Source organism: Modestobacter caceresii (genome assembly GCF_000761485.1).
Classification (GTDB): domain Bacteria; phylum Actinomycetota; class Actinomycetes; order Mycobacteriales; family Geodermatophilaceae; genus Modestobacter; species Modestobacter caceresii.
In genome coordinates, this window is record NZ_JPMX01000024.1 from 35,791 (window position 1) to 55,624 (window position 19,834).

Annotated in this window: 16 protein-coding genes; 7 read left to right on the forward strand and 9 right to left on the reverse strand. The window is 74.0% G+C overall.

What is annotated here, in order from left to right; translation table 11 throughout:
- From IN07_RS07535 to IN07_RS07545, 3 genes are all read left to right on the forward strand, one after another.
- Positions 1–3,102, forward strand: a complete 3,102-nt coding sequence (locus IN07_RS07535) for a bifunctional [glutamine synthetase] adenylyltransferase/[glutamine synthetase]-adenylyl-L-tyrosine phosphorylase (protein ID WP_231558042.1) — start codon at positions 1–3, stop codon at positions 3,100–3,102.
- A 75-nt stretch (positions 3,103–3,177) separates the two neighbouring features.
- Positions 3,178–3,540, forward strand: a complete 363-nt coding sequence (locus IN07_RS07540; protein WP_231558043.1) for a CDGSH iron-sulfur domain-containing protein — start codon at positions 3,178–3,180, stop codon at positions 3,538–3,540.
- 107 nt (positions 3,541–3,647) lie between these two features.
- Entirely contained in the window at positions 3,648–4,922 is a 1,275-nt protein-coding gene (locus IN07_RS07545) for a hypothetical protein (RefSeq protein ID WP_052091004.1), read from the forward strand.
- A gap of 19 nt (positions 4,923–4,941) precedes the next feature.
- Here the strand turns inward: IN07_RS07545 and IN07_RS07550 are convergent, their stop codons facing one another.
- Together IN07_RS07550 and IN07_RS07555 are read right to left on the reverse strand one after the other, a co-directional pair.
- Positions 4,942–5,955: an iron-containing redox enzyme family protein gene (locus tag IN07_RS07550; RefSeq protein ID WP_052091005.1), complete on the reverse strand. Its 1,014-nt coding sequence runs from the start codon at positions 5,953–5,955 to the stop codon at positions 4,942–4,944.
- 112 nt (positions 5,956–6,067) lie between these two features.
- Positions 6,068–7,627 carry a methyl-accepting chemotaxis protein gene (locus IN07_RS07555; RefSeq protein WP_036334810.1) on the reverse strand — a complete coding sequence of 520 codons (1,560 nt, stop codon included), beginning with the start codon at positions 7,625–7,627 and terminating at the stop codon, positions 6,068–6,070.
- 272 nt (positions 7,628–7,899) lie between these two features.
- Here IN07_RS07555 and IN07_RS23860 point away from each other — a divergent pair, with 272 nt between their 5' ends.
- A complete protein-coding gene (locus IN07_RS23860) occupies positions 7,900–9,444 on the forward strand; it encodes an AMIN-like domain-containing (lipo)protein (protein ID WP_052091006.1) in 1,545 nt (514 codons plus the stop codon).
- A 75-nt stretch (positions 9,445–9,519) separates the two neighbouring features.
- On the opposite strand, the gene IN07_RS07565 is transcribed toward IN07_RS23860, so the two are convergent.
- The gene (locus tag IN07_RS07565) at positions 9,520–10,341 is read right to left on the reverse strand and encodes an alpha/beta fold hydrolase (RefSeq protein ID WP_052091007.1); all 822 of its coding nucleotides are present in this window, start codon (positions 10,339–10,341) and stop codon (positions 9,520–9,522) included.
- 130 nt (positions 10,342–10,471) lie between these two features.
- On the opposite strand from IN07_RS07565, the gene IN07_RS07570 reads away from it, so the two are divergent.
- On the forward strand, positions 10,472–11,710 hold the full coding sequence (locus IN07_RS07570; protein ID WP_052091008.1) for an EAL domain-containing protein: 1,239 nt from the start codon (positions 10,472–10,474) through the stop codon (positions 11,708–11,710).
- Between the two features lie 103 nt (positions 11,711–11,813).
- Here the strand turns inward: IN07_RS07570 and glnA are convergent, their stop codons facing one another.
- Complete coding sequence (glnA, locus tag IN07_RS07575; RefSeq protein WP_036334811.1) at positions 11,814–13,247, reverse strand: type I glutamate--ammonia ligase; 1,434 nt, start codon at positions 13,245–13,247, stop codon at positions 11,814–11,816.
- Positions 13,248–13,435: 188 nt separating this feature from the next.
- On the opposite strand from glnA, the gene IN07_RS07580 reads away from it, so the two are divergent.
- Positions 13,436–13,858, forward strand: coding sequence for an RDD family protein (locus IN07_RS07580; RefSeq protein WP_036334813.1), 423 nt, complete (start codon positions 13,436–13,438; stop codon positions 13,856–13,858).
- A 5-nt stretch (positions 13,859–13,863) separates the two neighbouring features.
- Here the strand turns inward: IN07_RS07580 and IN07_RS07585 are convergent, their stop codons facing one another.
- The 5 genes from IN07_RS07585 to IN07_RS26650 all read right to left on the reverse strand — a co-directional run bounded on the left by IN07_RS07585 (position 13,864) and on the right by IN07_RS26650 (position 18,732).
- The gene (locus IN07_RS07585) at positions 13,864–14,661 is read right to left on the reverse strand and encodes a helix-turn-helix domain-containing protein (RefSeq protein WP_036334815.1); all 798 of its coding nucleotides are present in this window, start codon (positions 14,659–14,661) and stop codon (positions 13,864–13,866) included.
- Positions 14,662–14,743: 82 nt separating this feature from the next.
- Entirely contained in the window at positions 14,744–15,130 is a 387-nt protein-coding gene (locus IN07_RS07590) for a hypothetical protein (RefSeq protein ID WP_052091009.1), read from the reverse strand.
- A 202-nt stretch (positions 15,131–15,332) separates the two neighbouring features.
- Positions 15,333–16,205 (reverse strand): DUF4191 domain-containing protein, encoded by an 873-nt coding sequence (locus IN07_RS07595; protein WP_052091010.1) that lies wholly within the window; start codon positions 16,203–16,205, stop codon positions 15,333–15,335.
- Positions 16,206–16,291: 86 nt separating this feature from the next.
- Positions 16,292–17,290, reverse strand: coding sequence for a lipoyl synthase (gene lipA, locus IN07_RS07600; RefSeq protein WP_231558044.1), 999 nt, complete (start codon positions 17,288–17,290; stop codon positions 16,292–16,294).
- 104 nt (positions 17,291–17,394) lie between these two features.
- Positions 17,395–18,732: a hypothetical protein gene (locus IN07_RS26650; protein WP_036334816.1), complete on the reverse strand. Its 1,338-nt coding sequence runs from the start codon at positions 18,730–18,732 to the stop codon at positions 17,395–17,397.
- Positions 18,733–18,862: 130 nt separating this feature from the next.
- Between IN07_RS26650 and IN07_RS07610 the strand changes: the two genes are divergently transcribed.
- On the forward strand, positions 18,863–19,792 hold the full coding sequence (locus IN07_RS07610) for an LLM class F420-dependent oxidoreductase (protein ID WP_036334818.1): 930 nt from the start codon (positions 18,863–18,865) through the stop codon (positions 19,790–19,792).
- Positions 19,793–19,834 lie beyond the last annotated feature (42 nt).

The window sequence follows — 19,834 nt, forward strand, 5'->3', positions numbered from 1 at the left end:
GTGGCGGCCGCTCCGCAGCTCGACGACGAGGTGCCCCGCCGCGCCGTCGTCCGGCTGGTGCGCTTCGGCTTCGACGACGGCGCCCGGGTGGCCCGGCTGCTGGCATCCCCGGAGCTGGGCCTGTGGGACCTGGAGCGCAACGAGCCGGCCGACCCCGAGGCGGCGCCGGTGGTCTCCGCGCTGGCCCGCGCCGGCGACCCGGACCTCGCCGTCCGCTCGCTGGCCCGGCTGGTCGAGGCCCTCGACGCCGCCGACTCCGACGGCGAGCTCGCGGCCGCGCTGCTGGCCCGGCTGCGGGGCTCGTCGACGGTGCGCTCCCGGCTGCTCGCCGTGCTGGGGGCCTCCGCCGGTCTCGCCGACCACCTGGCCGCCCACCCGACCGACTGGGTCGTGCTGGACACCGAGGACCGCGCCGCCCGCCCCAGCCCGCAGGAGCTCGAGCAGCAGCTGCTGTTCGCCGTCGGGGCCGACCCGCACGACCCGCCGTGGGGGGTCCGGCTGGGCACCGCCGCACCCGACGCCGACCCCGCCCGGGTCCGCGACCTCCGGCACGCCCACCTGCGCGCCGTCCTCTCGCTGGCCGGCCGTGACCTCGGCGACGGGCTGCCCGCCGACGAGGTGGCCGCCGAGCTGTCCGACATCGCCGGGGCCGTGCTCACCGCCGGCCTCGCCGTGGCCCTCGCCGAGCAGCCGGCCGACGCCACCCCGTGCCGGCTGGCCGTCATCGCGCTGGGCAAGTGCGGTGGCCGGGAGCTGAACTACGTGAGCGACGTCGACGTGGTCTTCGTGGCCGAGCCCGTCGACGGGGAGGACGACGCCGCGGCGACGGCCGGCGCGGCGCGCGTGGCCAGTGCGCTGATGCGGATCTGCGGGCAGGCCGCCTGGGAGGTGGACGCAGCGCTGCGCCCGGACGGCAAGGCCGGTGCACTGGTGCGCACCGTCGCCGGGCACCGCGCGTACTACGACCAGTGGGCCAGCACCTGGGAGTTCCAGGCCCTGCTCAAGATGCGGCCGGTGGCCGGGGACCCCGGGCTCGGCCGGGAGTACGTGGACGAGATCTGGCCGCTGGTCTGGAAGGCCGGGGACCGCCCCGGCTTCGTCGCGGAGATCCAGGCGATGCGCCGCCGGGTGGAGCAGAACATCCCGGCCGCCCAGGCCGAGCGGCAGCTCAAGCTCGGCCGCGGCGGGCTCCGCGACGTCGAGTTCAGCGTCCAGCTCCTGCAGCTGGTGCACGGCCGGGCCGACGTCTCGCTGCGCGCCGGCGGCACGATCCCGGCGCTGACCGTGCTCGGCGCCGGCGGGTACATCGGGCGGGACGACGCCGCCACGCTCATCGCCTCCTACCGCTTCCTGCGCACCGTCGAGCACCGGCTGCAGCTGCTGCGGCTGCGGCGCACCCACCTGCTCCCGGTGGCCGGTGACCAGCTGCGCTGGCTGGCCCGCTCGCTGGGCTACAAGCCCGACGACCGCGGCGACTCGGTCGCCGTCCTGCAGGCCGAGCTGGCCCTGCACACCCGGGTGGTGCGCCGGCTGCACGAGAAGCTCTTCTACCGGCCGCTGCTGTCCTCGGTCGCCCGGGTGCCGGGCGAGCAGCTGCAGCTGGGTCCGAAGGCAGCGGGGGAGTGGCTGCGGGCGCTCGGCTTCGCCGACCCCGACGGCGCGCTGCGGCACCTCACCGCGCTCACCGGTGGACTGAGCCGGTCGGCGTCGATGCAGCGCTACCTGCTGCCGGTGCTGCTGCAGACCTTCGCCTCCTGCGCCGACCCCGACGCCGGGCTGCTGGCCTACCGCAAGGTCAGCGAGGCGCTGGGCAAGGACCAGTGGTTCCTGCGGCTGCTGCGGGACGAGGGCCAGGCCGCCGAGCGGCTCGCCGTGCTGCTGGGCTCGAGCCAGTACGTCGCCGGCCTGCTCACCCGGACGCCGGAGGCGATGCGGATCCTCGCCGACGACGCCCAGCTGGAGCCCCGCAGCGCGGATGCGCTCACCTCGGCGTGGCGGCAGGCGGTGGCCCGGGCCGACAACCCGAGCGCCGGCGTGCAGGTGCTGCGGTCGCTGCGCCGCCAGGAGCTGCTGCGGATCGCCTGCGCCGACCTGCTCGGCCGGCTGGACGTGCTCCGGGTCGGCCAGGCCCTGTACGACGTCGCGGTGGCCACGCTGCGCGCCGGCCTGGACGCCGCGGTGCGCAGCTGGGCGGCCGAGACCGGGCTGGCGGTCGCCGACGTCCCGGTCGACGTCGCGGTCATCGGGATGGGCCGGCTGGGCGGTGCGGAGCTGGGCTACGGCTCGGACGCCGACGTCCTCTTCGTGCACCGCGTCCGCCCGGGCGCGGACGAGGGCCGGGCCACGTCGGCGGCCACCGCCATCGCGCACGCCCTGCGCCGGCTGCTGAGCGAACCCGCGCCCGACCCGGCCTTCGAGGTGGACGCCAACCTGCGCCCCGAGGGCCGGCAGGGCGCGATGTCTCGGAGCCTGAGCGCGTTCGCCGAGTACTACGAGCGCTGGGTCTCCACCTGGGAGGTGCAGGCACTGCTGCGTGCCGAGCCGGTGGCCGGGGACGAGGCGCTGGGCCGGGAGTTCGTGGCGCTGATCGACCCGCTGCGCTACCCGGCCGCCGGGCTGTCGACCGAGCAGGTGGCCGAGATCCGTCGGATCAAGGCCCGGGTGGACAGCGAACGGCTGCCCCGCGGCGCCGACCCGGCCACGCACACCAAGCTCGGCCGGGGTGGGCTGGCCGACGTCGAGTGGACCGCGCAGCTGCTGCAACTCCAGCACGCCGCGACGCACCCGGCGCTGCGGGTCACCGGCACGGTGGCGGCCCTGGAGGCGCTGGCGGAGACAGGCCTGCTCGACGACGAGGAGCGGGACGCGCTGCGGGCGGCCTGGGAGCTGGCCAGCCGGGCACGCAACGCGGTCTTCCTGGTCCGCGGTCGGCCGGGTGACCAGCTGCCCCGGCAGGGGCTCGAGCTCAGCGGGGTGGCGCGGGCGTGCGGGTACGGGCCGGAGACCGACGCCGGGCAGTTCCTGGACGAGTACCGGCGGGTCACCCGGCACGCACGCACGGTCGTGGAGCGGGTCTTCTACGGCCGGACCGAGGAGGGCTGAGCAGGTGGACGGCCGCCCGCGCACAGCCGACGGGGTGGTCGGTTGAGCACGACCGGTCCCGGGCACCATCGACCGGTGCCCACCGATGAGAGCTCGGTCCCCGTGTCCGCCGACGCCGCCGACGTGACCGACGCCCGGGTGCGCGACGAGCCCCCGGCCGACGAGCCGACGGCCACCATCACGCCCTACCGGGACGGCCCGCTGATCGTGCGCGGCAACTTCCAGCTGGTGGACACCGACGGCCAGGAGATCGATCCGGGTCGCAAGACGGTGGCGCTGTGCCGCTGCGGGAAGTCCGGGATCAAGCCCTTCTGCGACGGCACCCACAAGCTCGCCGGGTTCCACTCCGGCAGCGCCCCGTCGCGTCCACGCCCGGCGGCCCGGCTGTTCCAGGAGGCCGGCCGCGAGGCCGACGACGGGCAGCGGCCCCCGGCCTGAGCGGACGTCGGCCCTGGTCCACCGCGTGTTCGCCGGTGGGCCACCTGCTGGCCGTGCGGGCGTACCAGGGTCGGCGGCGACCCTGACCCGAACTCCCGAGGTGGCCCGTGCTCCGTCGTCCGCTCCGTCCCGTCACCGCCGTGCTCTCGCTCAGCGCGCTCGCCCTGCTGGCCGCCGCCGGCCCGGCCGCCGCCGCACCGGCGCGCACCTTCACGCCGCTGGCCACGTTCCCGGTGGCGGGTGAGGTGGCCGAGATCATCTCCGCGACGCCGGACGGGCGGACGGTCGTCTACAGCGACTCCGAGCTCGGTCGGATCGGACTGGTCGACCTAAGCGACCCCCGCGCACTGCGGGACCGGGGCGCCATCGACGTGGGTGGCTCACCGACCTCGGTGACGATCACCTCCAGCGCGCGGTACGCCCTGGTCGCCGTCAACACCACCACCGACCTGGCCTCTCCCTCGGGCCACCTGGCGGTCGTCGACCTGCCCCGGCGCGCGATCGTGCGGACCATCGACCTGGGCGGCCAGCCGGACTCGATCGACATCGGCCCCAGCGGCGTCTTCGCGGCCATCGCCATCGAGAACCAGCGCGACGAGGAGATCGAGGTCGGGGACGTGGAGGGTGGCCTCCCGCAGCTGCCGGCCGGCTTCCTCTCGGTGGTCGACCTGCGCGGCCCGGTGAGCGCGTGGACGGTCGGCCGGGTGGAGCTGACCGGGCTGCCGGGCGCCGTGTTCGCCGAGGACCCGGAGCCGGAGTTCGTCGACGTCGACGGCCGGGACATCGCCGCCGTGACCCTTCAGGAGAACAACGCGATCGCGCTGGTCGACCTGGCCCGCCACACGGTGGTCGGCTCCTTCTCGGCCGGCACGGTCACCCGCACCGACGCCGACACCGCTGACGACGACGTCGTCGCCTTCGACGACCCGCTGGTCGCCCCCCGTGAGCCGGACACGGTGCAGTGGACGCTGCGGGGCAACCTGGTCACCGCCGACGAGGGGGACCTGGCCGACGAGCCCAGCGGTGGCCGTGGCTGGACGGTGTTCGGTCAGGACGGCACGGTGCTGCACAGCAGCGGCAGCTCCGCCGAGCGGGCACTGGCTGCCGCCCGTGCCTACCCGGACGGGCGCAGCGACGACAAGGGCGCGGAGTTCGAGGGCGCCGAGGTGGCCCGGATGCGCGGGGTCGACCACACGTTCATCGGCGCCGAGCGCGGTGACGCCGTGCTGGTCTACGACACCGACCGCGACGCCGCACCGGAGCTGCTCCAAGTGCTGCCGGTGGGCGACGCACCGGAAGGGCTGCTCGCCATCCCGTCCCGCGGCCTGTTCGTCGCCAGCAACGAGGACGACGGCACCCTCTCCGTCTTCGGCCTCCGCTGAGGCCGGGCAGCCGGTCGCCTCAGGCGGCGACCGGCTGCTCCTCACGCAGACCGGAACGCCCGGCCTCCCAGGCGCCCAGCAGGTGCTCGGCGGTCAGGCCGTCGAGGGCCAGCGAGCACTGGGCGCCGAACAGGACGTCGGCGGCCAGTGACGGGTCCTCGGACACCAGCGAGCCGCACATGTCGACCGAGGCGATCTGCTCGTGCACGGCGTCGGCCTCCACGTGCTCGTCGTAGAAGACGCTGGTCTGCTCCCCGAATCCGAGGCGCCGCAGCCCGGAGGAGTAGCGGCGGCTGGGCTCCGAGGAGGTCATCTCCACCGCGGCCAGGTGGCCCAGGCACGCCCCGCGGAACCGGCGGTGCAGCCCGAACAGCGACATGGTGTTGACCGACGTGAACGCCACCGCGGGGGCGTCGTCCCAGAGCGCGCCGTACCCGGTGTCCAGGTCGAGGTCGGCCATCATCCCGGCGAACAGCTGGCTGTGCATGCGCTCGGCCGACCCGCCGCCGTACTCGTCGGCCTGGATCTCCACCATTGCCGCCTTGGCCCGCCCGCTGATCCGCGGGATGGCCCAGGTGTGCGGGTCGCCCTCCTTGAGGTGGTAGACCGACCGCAGCGTGAGGTACTCCTGCCACTGCTCGCGGGTGCCGTGCCTGGCCAGATACCTCGACAGCGACGGTCCGTCATCGGCGGCGATCACGGCGGTGAGCTGCTGGTCGACCGGTTCGTCGGTGACCTCCACCGGGGTGACCAGGGCCCGCAGCGCTGCGAGGTGCCGCTGCTCGAGCAGGGCGCGCAGCCGCAGCAGCTCCGGGTCCCACTCCCAGGCGTCGTCCACCTCGTCGAAGCCCCGGTAGTGCAGCTCGTAGCAGACGGCCAGGGTCAGCTGGAGGTCGTCGTCGGTCAGCGGGTCGGCCACCGAGGCGGCCAGCCCCTCGGCGGCGGCGAGCGTGCGGGGGCTGAGGGTCGACCCGGCGGTGAGGTCCGCGCACAGCGCGGCGCTGACGGGACCCCGTGGCTTGGGAAGGCGCATGGACCCGGTCATGCCCAGCCGGTCGGCGTCCGGAACCTCTCGCGGCGGATCGGTGGTGCGCCATCTGCTGCCGGGCCCCGGAACTCGGGTCGGGGCCCGGCGTGCTGCGAGGTCAGATGTCCCGGTCGAAGGCGGAGGCCATCCGGGCCTGCTCCTCCAGCACCTCACCGATCCGGGCCTGGACGGCGTCCAGCTGACCGATGATCTCCCCGGTGGTGTGGATGCCGTCGGCCACCGCCTTGCTGCTGGCCTGGATCCCGGCGACCTGGTCGGACACCTTCTGCGTGGCGTTGGCGGTCTCGCGGGCGAGGTCCTTGACCTCGCTGGCCACGACCGCGAAGCCCTTGCCCAGCTCACCGGCGCGCGCCGCCTCGATCGTGGCGTTCAGCGCGAGCAGGTTGGTCTGGTCGGCGATGCCGGAGATGATCCGGATGACCTCGCCGACCGCGGCCGACGCCTCGTCCAGCGCCTCGACCTCACTGGTCATCGTGGACGCCTGGCTGACCGCGCTCTCCGCCACCCGGCCGGCGTCCCCGGCGGCCTCACGGAGCCGGGAGACGGTGTCCAGCAGCTCGCGGGCGTTGTCCGCCGACTCCTCCGTGCGGCGCAGCACGTCCAGCCGCTGGGAGACCAGCTGCTGCACGTTGCGCAGCGCCGAACGGCGGGAGTCTGACAGCTCGATGGTCGCGGTGACGAAGAAGTCCATCGTGCCGACGACCCGGCCACCGACCATCAGCGGGAAGCACACACCGGACTTGACCCCGGCGCGCTGGGCCGCGGGGGCACGCACGCAGTCGGTCATCTCGCCGATGTCGCGGACGATGAACAGGTCCCGGGACCGCCAGGTGCGCCCGGACAGGCCGACCCCCTCGGCGAAGCTCGCCGCCAGGGTGACCTTGCGGAACTCCTCACCGGCCGAACCCGACTCCTGCTGGAAGCGCAGCACGTTCGCGCTCTCGTCCAGTGCCCAGTAGGAGCCGTAGGCCCAGCCGAACGCCTCCCGCACGGTGTCCAGCGCGATCCGCAGGGCGGCCTGCTGGTCGCGGGCCGCGCTGACCTCGGTGACGACCGTGGTGACCGCGACCCGGTCGTCGAGGGTCTCCTGCAGCTCGGCCCTGCCCAGGGCGGACCGGCGGGCATGGGTGAGCAGGCGGCCGAGGGAGTCCCACTTGCCCTGGCGGGCACCGAAGAAGGGGAGCTCGCCGGCGTTGTAGTACTCGTAGAGCGCGACGACCCGGCCGTGCTCCACCAGCGGCACGATGCACCCGGCGGTGGCGCCGGCGGCGAGGGCCGCCGCCCAGCGCAGGCACTTCCTGGGGTCGCTGCTGGAGTCGGTCACCAGCGCCTTCTTGTTCCGGATCGCCTCACCGCCGTAGCCGTCGGAGGTGGTCATCTGCAGCGCCTGGTTCCCGAAGCCCGCGGCGATGGTCGGTGCGAGGGGGCCGGACTCGTGGGTCAGGTGGAAGCTGCCGCGGTCACCGGCCAGCCACACGGCGCCGTAGGCGATGCCGAGCTCCTGGACGAGCGTCTCGAGGATCAGCTGATGGGCGTGGGGCTCGTCGGTGACGCCCTGTTCGAGCCGTGCGATCACGGCCTCCACCGCCTCGACGTCCCGGGGCATCTGCCCCGCCTCGATCGCGGGCGTGACCGGGGTGCTGGTGCGCCGCCTCATCCATGTCCTCCATCGCAGGCCGTGGCCGGCCTGCGGGGATCGCAGCCGGCGTGCTGTGCTGCCCGGCCCCCGGCAGCGGTCGGCGCAGTCCACCCAGAGAATCGGCAGGTCGGGGCGGAAGTTGAACCGGGGGCGACTCGATCGTGTGCGGTCGAGTCGGCTGGTCGTTCGACACCGCCCGGAGGCCCTCCCCGCAGGTGTTTGCGGCCCGTTCCGGTGGCAAGGGCCACAGGGTCAGGAAGACACAACGCGACCGGATCGGGGTCTGCCTCGTGAACACCTTCCTCGCACTCTCCTTGTCCCTGCTGCTGGCGACCAGCGGACTGGTGGGCGGCGCCAGCGCCGCTCCGTCGGCCGGACCACCCGCCCCGGTGCCACTGGCCGGACCACTGGCTCCGGCGACCGAACCCGTGGGCACACCCGGCACCGGCCCGGAGCAGGCAGGCGACTTCCCTGCCGTGACCGGGCCGACGGCCCACCTGACCGACGTGCGGACCGCCCGGCAGGACGGCTTCGACCGCGTGGTCCTGGAGTTCGCCGGCACGGCGGCGCCCGGGTACCGGGTCTCCTACGTCCAGCCGCCGATCACCGAGGACGGCTCCGGCGCCGAGGTCCCGGTGCCCGGTGCGGCGTTCCTCGAGGTGCGGGCCGCGCCGGCCAGCGGCGTGGACCTCTCCGGCGACGAGCCGCAGGAGACCTACACCGGGCCCGACCGGGTCGCCCCGACCGACGGCGGCGTCGTCACCGAGATCGTCCGGACCGGCGACTTCGAGGGACAGCTGGCCTGGACGATCGGCCTGCAACAGCGCGTGCCCTTCGGCGTGGCGGTGCTCGAGGAGCCGACCCGGTTGGTCGTGGACGTGCACCACGAGCCGGGACGGTCGATCGAGCCGATCGGGGCCGGGGACACCGCCGACTCCGTGGTCGCCGGCGCCGGGGCCCCGGTCGTGGTCACCGACGTGCGGTTGGGTGCCCACCCCGGCTTCGACCGGATCGTCCTCGAGGTCGCCGGCGAGGGGGAGGCCGGCTGGCGGATCGGGTACACCGACAACCCGCGGGCCCAGGGCTCCGGTGCGCCCGTCGAGGTGCCGGGGGACGCCGTCCTCGGCATGACGCTGACCAACGTCGCCCTGCCCGGCGACGCGCCGGACGGGGTGCAGCCCTGGGACGGTCCCGACCGGCAGCAGGTGCCCGGGGCCTCCACCCTGCAGGCGCTGGTGGAGGACACCGTGTTCGAGGGGCACCACACGTTCTTCGCCGGGCTCGACGCCGAACGGCCGTTCGCGGTGTCCCGGCTGTCCTCGCCGCAGCGGATCGTGGTCGACGTGCTGGCCCAGGACGGGCTGCCACCGGTCGACCTGGGCAGCCGGTGCGAGCACCCCGACGGCTTCGCGCTCAGCTACCCCGGGTCGTGGACGACCAACACCGGTGACGTGCTGCCGCCCTGCTCGCGGTTCGCGCCGGAGCCGTTCACGCTGACCGCGGGGACCGACGTGCGGACGGCCCCGATCGCCGCCTCGGTGGAGCCGGTGCCGTACGCCCGGGTGAGCGCTCCCCAGGAGGGCATCGAGGAGAGCCGGAGCGGCACCGTCGTCGACGGGCGGCAGGGCGTCCGGATCCAGCGCACCTGGGACGGCGAGGGACTGTGGCCGGAGGGCACCCGGACCACCACCTACGCCATCGACCTGGGTGCGGACGGGCCGGACGGCCCGGCCACGCTCGTGGTGGACACGGTGGGGCTGCCGGAGTTCGACTACGAGCGGAACGTCCGGGTCCTCGACCACATGGTGCACACGCTGGACATCACGGCCGGCTGACCGGTCGCGGCACGGCCCGCCTCCGCCGGAGGCGGGCCGTGCGGTGCGCCCGTGCGCCCTGGGACCGACCGGAGGTCAGACCCGCTCGACCAGCCGGAGCACCGCCTCCGCGACCACGTCGGGGCGGTCGGCGGGGACGAAGTGGCTGGCGTCGTCGACCCAGGTGAGTCGCGCACCGGGCAGGTCGTCGGCCAGTCGCTGACCGTGTTCGGGCTTCATCTGGTGGTCCTGCCGACCCCAGACCACCTCGGCAGGGACGGTGAGCCGCGGGAGGAACGGGGCGACCGTCTGGGTGTAGACGGAGTCGAGCGAGCGGAGGTGCCGGCTCAGCAGGCGGGGGCCGTCCGGCCGTTCCCACGGCTCGACGAACCGGTCCAGGAAGGGCTTCGCACGCTCCTGGTGGGCGAACAGCGTGCGCAGTGCCGGCCGCAGCGCCGTGCCGAGGGCCGCGGGGGGCAGCTGCCGGACCAGCGGCCAGCCGGCCTTCATCGCGCGCACCAGCGGCACCGGCCACGCGTCGTAGCAGACGCCGTCGACGACCCCCAGGCCGGCGACCCGTTCGCTCGCCGTCGTGGCGAGGATCTGCGCCACCCCGCCACCGAGGTCGTGTCCCACCACGACGACCCGCTCCAGGTCGAGCGCGTCGAGCAGCCCGAGCAGGCGGGCGGCCTGGGCGGCGAGGTCCACCGGCTGGCCGTCGGGTGCGGGGGAGTCGCCGTAGCCGGCCATGTCCACGGCCAGCACCCGGGCCCGCTGGGCCACGGTCGGGACGACGTCCCACCACAACCGGTGGTTGGTCGGGATGCCGTGGACGAGCAGGACGGTGGGTCCGTCGTCCCCGGCCGTCCAGACGTTCATCGGGCTGTCGCCCACGGGGATGAGCTGGGTCTCTCCCATCGGTAGGTCCATGGCAGCACCAGTGCCCGCGACGGCCGGGTCGGCATGCGCGGTGTGACGAATTCGGGTGAAGTGCTTCAGCTCGGGCCGGGCCCCGTCGATGGGACCAACGAGGCCCCGAGGAGGGAACGTGGAGAAGAGACGGTCGGACACCGACCAGAAGGTCGCTGAGCTGCTGCGGACCGCGAAGGAGTCGCTGCAGCTGTCCGTGGCGTTCCTCTCCCGGCTGGACGGGACCACCCAGCACCTGGAGGTCGTCGAGTCGTCGGTGCCGTTCCTCTTCCAGGAGGGGAACCAGCAGCGCCAGGAGACGTCCCTCTGCCAGGCCGTCCTCGACGGCGAGCTGCCCGCGGTGATCCCCGACCTCCGCCGGCACCCGGCGGCCATGGCGTTGCCGGCCGCCCGTCTGCCGAGGATCCGCAGCTACGTCTCGGTGCCCGTGGTGCTCAGCGACGGGGAGCTCTACGGCACCTTCTGCGCCGCCGGCCTCACCACGGACAAGGGGCTGACCAAGCGGGACCAGTCCCTGATGACCGTCCTCGCCTCGGCCGCGGCCGTGCTCATCGAACCCTCGGTGCGCGAGCGGGAGCGCCGCGGGGAACTGCTGAGCCGACTGGTGCCGGTGGTCACCGCTGGTGGCCCGATCGTCGTCCTGCAGCCCATCGTCGACCTGGCCACCGGGCTCCGGGTCGGGCAGGAGGCGCTCAGCCGGTTCCCGGCAGCGTGGGGCAAGGCGCCGGACGTGTGCTTCGAGGAGGCGCACAGCGTGGGGCTGGGACACGAGATGGAACTGCTGGCGCTGCGTCGCGCGGCCGACCACCTGGCGGCCGTCGACGGGTACGTCGCCATGAACATCTCCCCGGCGACGCTGGTGCAGCCGGAGTTCGCAGCACTGATGGACACGTTGCCGCTGGACCGAGTGCTGCTCGAGCTCTCCGAACACGACCAGGTGGCGGACTACGCGGCCCTGGCTGCCGTGCTGAGCCCGCTGCGGGCCCGGGGGATGCGGCTGGCCATCGACGACGTCGGCGCCGGGTTCTCCTCGTTGCGGCACATCGTGATCACCGCACCGGACGTCATCAAGCTGGACCGCAGCATCGTCTCCGGGGTCGACGTCGACCCGGTGCTGACCCGGCTGGTCTCGTCCCTGGTCGAGTTCGGACACAGCTGCGGCGCGAGTGTCGTGGCCGAGGGCGTGGAGACGGCCGCGGAGGCCTCGGCGCTGCGTGGGCTCGGGGTGGACCTCGGTCAGGGATGGCACTTCGGTCGACCGGAGCTGCCCGGGGCGACGGTCACCCTGCCGACCGTGCAGGTGCCGGCCCCCCGGACCCCGGTGGCGACCCCGCCAGTGCCCGCGGTCGCCGGCTGAGCGGTGCCCGCGGCGCGGGTCGCCCACGACAGCGCAGCCCCCGCCGGGAGACCGGCGGGGGCTGCGCTGTCGAACGGGTCAGGGCCGGTGAGGACCCCGTCGATCAGATGTCGTAGTACATCGCGAACTCGTGCGGGTGCGGGCGGAGCCGGATCGGGTCGATCTCGTTCTCCCGCTTGTACTCGATCCACGTCTCGATCAGGTCGGAGGTGAACACGCCACCGTCGAGCAGGTAGTCGTGGTCGACCTCGAGCCGGTCGAGCACCGCGTCGAGCGACGCCGGCACCTTCTCGATGCCGAGGGCCTCCTCGGGCGGCAGCTCGTAGAGGTCCTTGTCGATCGGTGCCGGGGGCTCGATCTTGTTCTTGACGCCGTCGAGGCCGGCCATCAGCATCGCCGAGAAGGCGAGGTAGGGGTTGGCCGACGGGTCGGGCACCCGGAACTCGATGCGCTTGGCCTTCGGGCTGTCGCCGGAGATCGGGATGCGCGTGCACGCCGACCGGTTGCGCGCGGAGTAGACCAGGTTGATCGGTGCCTCGTAGCCGGGGACCAGTCGGTGGTAGCTGTTCACCGTCGGGTTGGTGAAGGCCAGCAGCGACGGGGCGTGGGCCAGCAGGCCGCCGATGTAGTGCCGGGCCATGTCGGACAGGCCCGCGTAGCCGGTCTCGGCGTGGAAGAGCGGCTCGCCGTCCTTCCAGAGGCTCTGGTGGCAGTGCATGCCCGAGCCGTTGTCGCCGAACAGCGGCTTGGGCATGAACGTCGCGCTCTTGCCGTGCGCCCAGGCGGTGTTCTTCACGATGTACTTGAAGAGCATCAGGCTGTCGGCCGAGCGCAGCAGCGTGTCGAACTTGTAGTTGATCTCGGCCTGGCCGCCGGTGCCCACCTCGTGGTGCCCGCGCTCGAGCTCCAGCCCGGCGTTGGCGAGGTTGACCATCATCGTGGCCCGCAGGTCGCTCTGGTGGTCGTACGGCTCGACCGGGAAGTACCCGCCCTTGGGTCGGGTCTTGTAGCCCAGGTTGGGACCGCCGTTCTCACCGGTGAGCGCCCCGGTGTTCCAGGAGCCCTCGACCGCGTCGATGTGGTAGTAGCCCTCGTTGATCGAGGTGTTGTGCCGCACCGAGTCGAACACGTAGAACTCGGCCTCGGGGCCGAAGTACGCGGTGTCGGCGATGCCGCTGGCCGCCAGGTAGGCCTCGGCCTTCTTCGCCACGTTGCGCGGGTCGCGGCTGTAGGCCTCGCGCGTGATCGGGTCGTGGATGAAGAAGTTGATGTTCAGCGTCTTGTGGATGCGGAACGGGTCGACGTAGGCGCTGCTCGCGTCGGGCAGCAGCAGCATGTCGGACTCGTTGATCGCCTGGAACCCGCGGATGGACGAACCGTCGAAGCCCAGGCCGTCGGCGAAGGTGTCCGGCCCGAACGTCTCCGCGGGGATGGTGAAGTGCTGCATGACGCCAGGGAGGTCGCAGAACCGGACGTCGACGAACTTCACGTCGTTGTCGCGGATGTAGGCGGTGACCTCTTCGGGACTGTTGAACATCGATCCTCCGGGAGTGGACGGAAAGCCACCCGCAAGTTACGAGTGCGGGGTTGCTCCGGGGTGTCTCTCGTGTTTCGTCGCTGTAACACCGTCCTCCGGCGTGTCGCGGAGGTGGCGGTCGAGCCGCTGCTCACCCCACCGGACGGCTCCCGACCGGGACGGCGTCGGGCAGGACATACGCTGGTGGAGTGGCCAGGGACGACGCTCAACCCTCTCAGGAGCGCGCCCGCGGCGACGCACTGGGGCTGCCCGGCACCGGACCGGGCTCACTGGCGTCCTTCGGGCAGCGGGTCGTCGCCTTCCTCGTCGACGCGCTGGCCGCGGCGCTGGTCGCCGGCCTGGTCACCGCGCCGGAGCTGCCCCGCAACTGGAGTCTGCTGGCCTTCGTGCTGATCACCGTGGCCTTCCTGGTGCTGGCCGGTCAGACACCGGGCATGCGGCTGCTCGGGCTGCGGCTGGCCCACCCGGAGCCGGAGCGGCGGCTCGCCCTCTGGCGTGCGCTCGTGCGCACCGGGCTGCTCGTGCTGCTGGTGCCGGCGCTGATCGTGGACGTCGACGGCCGGGGCCTGCACGACCGGTGGACCAGCACCGCGGTCGTCCGCGACCGCTGAGGCCGTCACGCCCGGGCGGCCGTCTCGGCGAACCACCGGCGGGTGGTCTCGTCCGCCGGGAGGAACGTCTCGATGGCGAGCTCGCTCGCGGCGACGTCCAGCGGGGTGCCGAAGGTGGCGACGGTGCTGTACGTCCGCAGCACGGCGCCGTCCACCTGAAGCTCCAGGGGCAGCGCGAACGTCGGGCCGGGCTGCACCGGGGTGGCCGAGGGCCGGCACGGGTACCCCTCCACCTCGCGCAGCAGGGCCCGTAGGTCCGCCGACGGTGCGGCGGCAGCGTGCCGGCGGACCTGCCGGAGCAGGTGCGCGCGCCAGGCGGCGTGGTCCACGATCCGGTCGGCCAGTCCGCGTGGGTGCAGCATCACCCGGACCACGTTGACCGGCGGGTCGAGCAGCTCCGGGTCGACCAGGGCCATCAGCCGGTCGACGGCTGCGTTGGTGGCGACGACGTCGAAGTGGGCGTCGATGACCAGCGCCGGCCACGGGTCGTGTGCGGCGAGGGCCAGCTCGAGCACCTCGAGCAGGTACCGGGTGGCCGTGGCGTCGCGTCGGGCGTCCGGGAACTCCGGCGCGTGTCCCGCGGCGAGCAGGACCTGGTTCTGGTCGGCCAGTGGCATCTGCAGTGCCTCGCCGAGCCTGAGCACCATCTGGCGGCTCGGCCGGGACCTCCCCGTCTCGACGTAGGACAGGTGTCTGGTGGAGGTCTGCGCCAGGTCGGCCAGGTCGAGCTGGCTCAGCCGCCGGCGCTCCCGCCACTCCTTCAGCAGGGCGCCGGCGACCGGGGGCCGGAGGGTCGCCGTCACGGCACGACGCCCGGCGCCGTCGTGACCTGCCGGCCGGGAGGGGCCGACGACGTGGGCCCGGGTGCCGGGATCACGCTCCTGCTCACCGCCGGCCGGCCCGCAGCTGGACGAGGGCGAGCGCGCCGACGGCCAGTCCCTGAGCGGCGACGAGGACCCGACCCGCCGTGCTGAGGTCGGCGAACGCGGCGACCGCCAGGCTCGCCACCTCCCAGCCGATGTTCCCGATGGCGGCCGCCCGCAGCGCCGTGCGGGCCCAGCGGGTGCGGGAGCTGACGACCAGGCCGACGGCGTAGACCACCAGCGCGATCCCGACCCCGCGGACGACACCGGTCGCGTCGGTGCCCAGGAGCTCGGCGACCGGACCGGCGGCGATCCCCATGACCAGTCCCATGGCGGCGCAGAGCACGCCGTCGAGCTGGAGCAACCGGACTGGTGCCGTGCGGGCCGGGGGCAGGGTGAGCGCGGTCATGGTGGGTCCTCTCGACGGAGCCGACGCGGCCGGTCGTCCGGCCAGGACCACCGTCGCCGGTCCGTGGCGCGCCGTCCATGACCCCGCAGGTCATGGCCGGACCGAGGGGCCGACCGACCCGCCTGGCGGGCGACCAGTCGGACGCACGACGCCCCGACCGCTGGGGCAGCGGCCGGGGCGTCGTGGTGCTGTGCTCGCGAGGTCAGCGGCGGCGGACCTGGCGCTGGCTGACCGACATCTGCCGGCCACCGGGGAGCGGGCCCCCGGGCACCGGCGGGCGGGGGCCGCCCAGCGCCGACATCCGCTTGCCGAGTGCGTTGACCTCGCCGCCGGAGAGGTTGCGCGGCAGCTTCATCACGTGGGCGCTGAGCTTCTTCAGCGGCACCTGGCCTTCACCGTCGCCGACGGTGACGTCGTAGATCGGGGTCTCGCCGACGACCTTGGCGATCCGACGCTTCTCGGCCGCGATCAGGCCGCGGACCCGCTGCGGATCGCCCTCACCCACCAGCACGATGCCCGGCCGCCCGAGCACCCGGTGGACGGAGTCCAGCTCGCGGTTGCCGGCGACGCCGGAGCTGACCCGCCAGTCGCCGCGCATGCCCTCCAGGACCCAGGACGCCGCACCCGGCCGGCCCTCGACCTGCCGGTACGCCGAGCCCTGCGCCCGGCGGCCGAAGATGATCAGCGCCGCCAGCAGACCGAGCAGGACGGCGAAGGGCAGGAAGAGGAACGGTGAGCTGAGCAGGATGCCGACCAGCTCGACCACGCCGGCCACCGCCACGAAGGCGATGAGCATCACCCAGGGCAGCTTCGGGTCGTTCTTGTAGGTCATCGAGTAGGCCTGCCGGATCATCCCGGCCTGGCGCTTCAGCTTGGTCAGCCGCGAGACCTTCGGCTGGCCGTCCTTGCCCAGCTTGGGTGCCTTCCCTGCCTTGCTGCGCCGGCCCTTGCCCGTCGCGTCGGGCGCGCCGACCGCGGTCGAGCCCTTGCTGCCGCGCCCGGGCGGGGCGCCAGCCGGGCCGCGGCCCGCGGCGCCGGCGGGGGCGGAGGTGTCGGTGGACCTGCTGCGTGCCATGCCACCCACGATAGTCGGAGGAGCGGCCGCCCTCCCGCCACTCGCGAGCTCGCGGCGGGCCGCCCGCAACTGGCCGGGGGAGGAGCTCAGCGGGTGACGGTGAGCCCGCGGGCCTCGGCGGCCTGCTGGTAGAGCCGGCCGGCGCGGTAGGAGCTGCGCACCAGCGGACCGGCCAGGACGCCCGGGAACCCGATCCGCTCGGCCTCGGCGGCGAAGCCGACGAACTCGTCGGGCTTGACCCACCGGACCACCGGGTGGTGCCGGACGCTGGGCCGCAGGTACTGGGTGATGGTGAGCAGGTCGCAGCCGGCGTCGTGCAGCGCCTGCATGGTCTCCACGACCTCCTGCGGCTCCTCGCCCATGCCCAGGATCAGGTTGGACTTGGTGACCAGGCCGGCCTCGCGGGCGGCGGTGATCACCGACAGGGACCGCTCGAAGCGGAAGCCGGGGCGGATCCGCTTGAAGATGCGCGGCACCGTCTCGACGTTGTGCGCCAGCACCTCCGGCCGGGAGGAGAACACCTCGGCCAGCTGGTCGGGCTCGGCGTTGAAGTCGGGGATGAGCAGCTCGACGCCGCAGCCGGGGATCTGCTCGTGGATCTGGCGCACCGTCTCGGCGTACAGCCATGCGCCGCCGTCGGGCAGGTCGTCGCGGGCGACGCCGGTGATGGTGGCGTAGCGCAGGCCCATCGTGGCCACGCTCTCGGCGACCCGGCGGGGCTCGTCGGCGTCGAAGTCGGCGGGCTTGCCGGTGTCGATCTGGCAGAAGTCGCAGCGCCGGGTGCACTGGTCACCGCCGATGAGGAAGGTGGCCTCGCGGTCCTCCCAGCACTCGTAGATGTTGGGACAGCCGGCCTCCTCGCACACCGTGTGCAGGCCCTCGCGCTTGACCAGCGACTTGAGCTCGGTGTACTCCGGCCCCGTCTTGAGCTTGGTCTTGATCCACTCGGGCTTGCGCTCGATCGGCGTCTGGCTGTTGCGGACCTCCAGGCGCAGCAGCTTGCGGCCGGCCGGCCCGATCGGCGAGGACGTCGTGGACGTCTCCGGCGCTGCAGTCGTGGCTGCCTCCTCCATGCCCAGGCTCATGTCCAGCACGGTACTCCCGCCGATCGCCCCCGCTCGGGGCCCGGAGACGGCTCGAGGGCCCAGCCGGATCGGCTGGGCCCTCGGGTCGGTGTGGTGCGGGGAGGTCAGTCCTCGCTGGGCATCTTGCCCAGGCTGGACGGCGTGTCGGACGGCCCGGCCGTCTTCGACGGGGTGTCGCCGGCGTCCTTCGTGCCGGTGGCGGAGTCCGGGCGGTCCTGGTTGCTGGACTCGCCGGGACCGGACGCAGGCTGGGCGGTCTGCGCGCCGAGGTCGCTGTCGGGCGGGGTCGCGTCGCCCACGGCGTTCTCGGCCGTGGAGACGGTCTTGCCCTGGGCCTCGGGGCTCTCGGTTCCGCCTGCGGGGGTGCTCGGGGAGGTGGGCACGGGGTCCTCTCGGTAACTGGGCACGGGGCCGTCGCCGGTCGGCGCCGGGGTCCAGGGGTCGCTGGCGTTCTTCTTGCGCAACACCACGGCGACCGCGGCGAGGACGGCGAGGACGGCGACCACCCACGGCCAGCGCCGGGGCTCGGGCTCTACGCCGATGCGCCGCTTGACCGTCGTGACGGTCTTCGCCGTGCGCTTGCCGGCCTCCTTGCGGGCCCGGCCGGCGGCCTTCTCCAGCTCGGTGCGCCGCTTGGCCGCCTTCTTGGACAGCTTGTCGGCCCGCTTGCCCAGCTTGTCGGCCTTCTTGCCGGCGGCCTTGCGGTTGGTCTCGGCGGCGGCGCGCACCGCGGCGACCCGCAGCGCAGCCTGCGCACGAGCGGCGTCGGCGGCAGCAGCGGCGTCCTGGCGGACCTTGTCGCCCTGCTTCGCGGTGGCCGCACCGAGGGTCGCCGCGGTGGCGGCGAGCTCCGCGCTGCGGGCGTCCAGCTGGGCCCGCGCCGCCTCGACGCTGGTGGCCAGGCCGGCGCGGGCGTCGGCCAGCGCGGGGCCGGCTGCACCGCGAGCGGCCTCGATCCGGGGCGCCGTGGCGGCGATCGCCGCCTCCAGGTTGGCCCGGGCGGACTTGGCGGCGGCGTCGAACGCCGGGCCGCTGGCCTCACGGGCGGCCTCGAGCCGTGGGACGGCGGTGGCCACCGCCAGCTCCAGGTTGGCCCGCGCGGCCCGGGTGGCCGCGTCGAGACGTGGGACCAGGTCCTTCTCGTAGGCCTTCTGTGCCGCGTCGATGCGCGGTCCGAGGTTCTTCTGCGCCGCCTCCAGCCGCGGGACCAGCACCTCACGGGCGGCGTCCAGCTGGGGGGCGAGTGCGGCCACGGCCGCCCCGACCCGGGGGGCCACGTCAGCGGCGTAGGCGGTCTGGGCCGCCTTCGTCGCGGCCGCCACCTGAGGGGCGAGCTGCTCCGCCGTCGCCCGACGGGCCTCGGTGACCGCCGCGCCGATGTGGGCGAACCCCTCTTGCAACTCGGTCCCGATGACCTCTGTCGAGCTCTTCTTGCGGAACACTCCAGCACCTCCGAGTTGATCGCTTCAGCGATCATCCTGCCCGCTGGCGTCCCCGGGCACACCCCGAACCCCCACCGCAGTCGGCGAGAGGCCCGAACCGAGCGGCCGCGCCGCTGGCAGACTCGACCGGGTGCAGCTACGGATCTTCACCGAACCCCAGATGGGCGCCACCTACGACGACCTGCTCGCGGTGGCCCGGCGCACCGAGGAGACCGGCTTCGACGCCTTCTTCCGCTCTGACCACTACCTGACCATGGGCGGGGACGGCCTGCCCGGCCCGACCGACGCGTGGGTGACCCTGGCCGGCCTCGCCCGGGAGACCTCCCGGATCCGGCTCGGCACGCTGATGACGGCGGCGACCTTCCGGCTGCCCGGGCCACTGGCCATCGCGGTGGCGCAGGTCGACCAGATGAGCGGCGGGCGGGTGGAGCTGGGCATCGGCTCGGGGTGGTTCGCCGCGGAGCACCGCGCCTACGGCATCCCGTTCCCCGAGGTGGGGGAGCGGTTCGACCGCTACGAGGAGCAGCTCGCGGTCATCAGCGGGCTGTGGGCCACCCCGCTGGGAGAGACCTTCGACTTCGCCGGTGACCACCACCAGCTCACCGGCTCCCCGGCGCTGCCCAAGCCGGTGCAGCCCGGCGGCGTCCCGATCCTGATCGGCGGGACGGGCAAGAAGCGCACCCCGCGGCTGGCGGCGCGGTACGCGGCCGAGTTCAACGTGCCCTTTGCCTCCGCCGAGGAGAACGCCCGGCTGTTCGCCGGCGTCCGGGACGCGTGCACCGAGGCCGGCCGCGACCCCGGTGACCTGGTCTACAGCTCCGCGCTGGTGCTGTGCGTCGGCCGGGACGAGTCCGAGCTGGCCCGCCGGGCCGCCGCCATCGGCCGGGACGTCGACGAGCTGCGCGCCAACGGAGTGGCCGGCACGCCCGCCGAGGCCGTGGACACCCTGGGCCGGTACGCCGAGGCCGGCGCGAGCCGGGTCTACCTGCAGGTCCTGGACCTGGCCGACCTGGACCACCTGGACCTGGTGGCCGCCGAGGTCGCCCCGCAGCTGGGCTGAGCAGCACTGCGCCCCGCCCGCCGGTGGCGGACGGGGCGCAGG

Bases quoted from the DNA above. Each gene is read 5' to 3' on its own strand.
- IN07_RS07590 (WP_052091009.1), bottom strand. From the start codon at position 15,130: ATGACCGCGCTCACCCTGCCCCCGGCCCGCACGGCACCAGTCCGGTTG.
- IN07_RS07595 (WP_052091010.1), bottom strand. From the start codon at position 16,205: ATGGCACGCAGCAGGTCCACCGACACCTCCGCCCCCGCCGGCGCCGCG.
- IN07_RS07555 (WP_036334810.1), bottom strand. From the start codon at position 7,627: ATGAGGCGGCGCACCAGCACCCCGGTCACGCCCGCGATCGAGGCGGGG.
- glnA (WP_036334811.1), bottom strand. From the start codon at position 13,247: ATGTTCAACAGTCCCGAAGAGGTCACCGCCTACATCCGCGACAACGAC.
- IN07_RS07550 (WP_052091005.1), bottom strand. From the start codon at position 5,955: ATGCGCCTTCCCAAGCCACGGGGTCCCGTCAGCGCCGCGCTGTGCGCG.
- lipA (WP_231558044.1), bottom strand. From the start codon at position 17,290: ATGAGCCTGGGCATGGAGGAGGCAGCCACGACTGCAGCGCCGGAGACG.
- IN07_RS07565 (WP_052091007.1), bottom strand. From the start codon at position 10,341: ATGGGAGAGACCCAGCTCATCCCCGTGGGCGACAGCCCGATGAACGTC.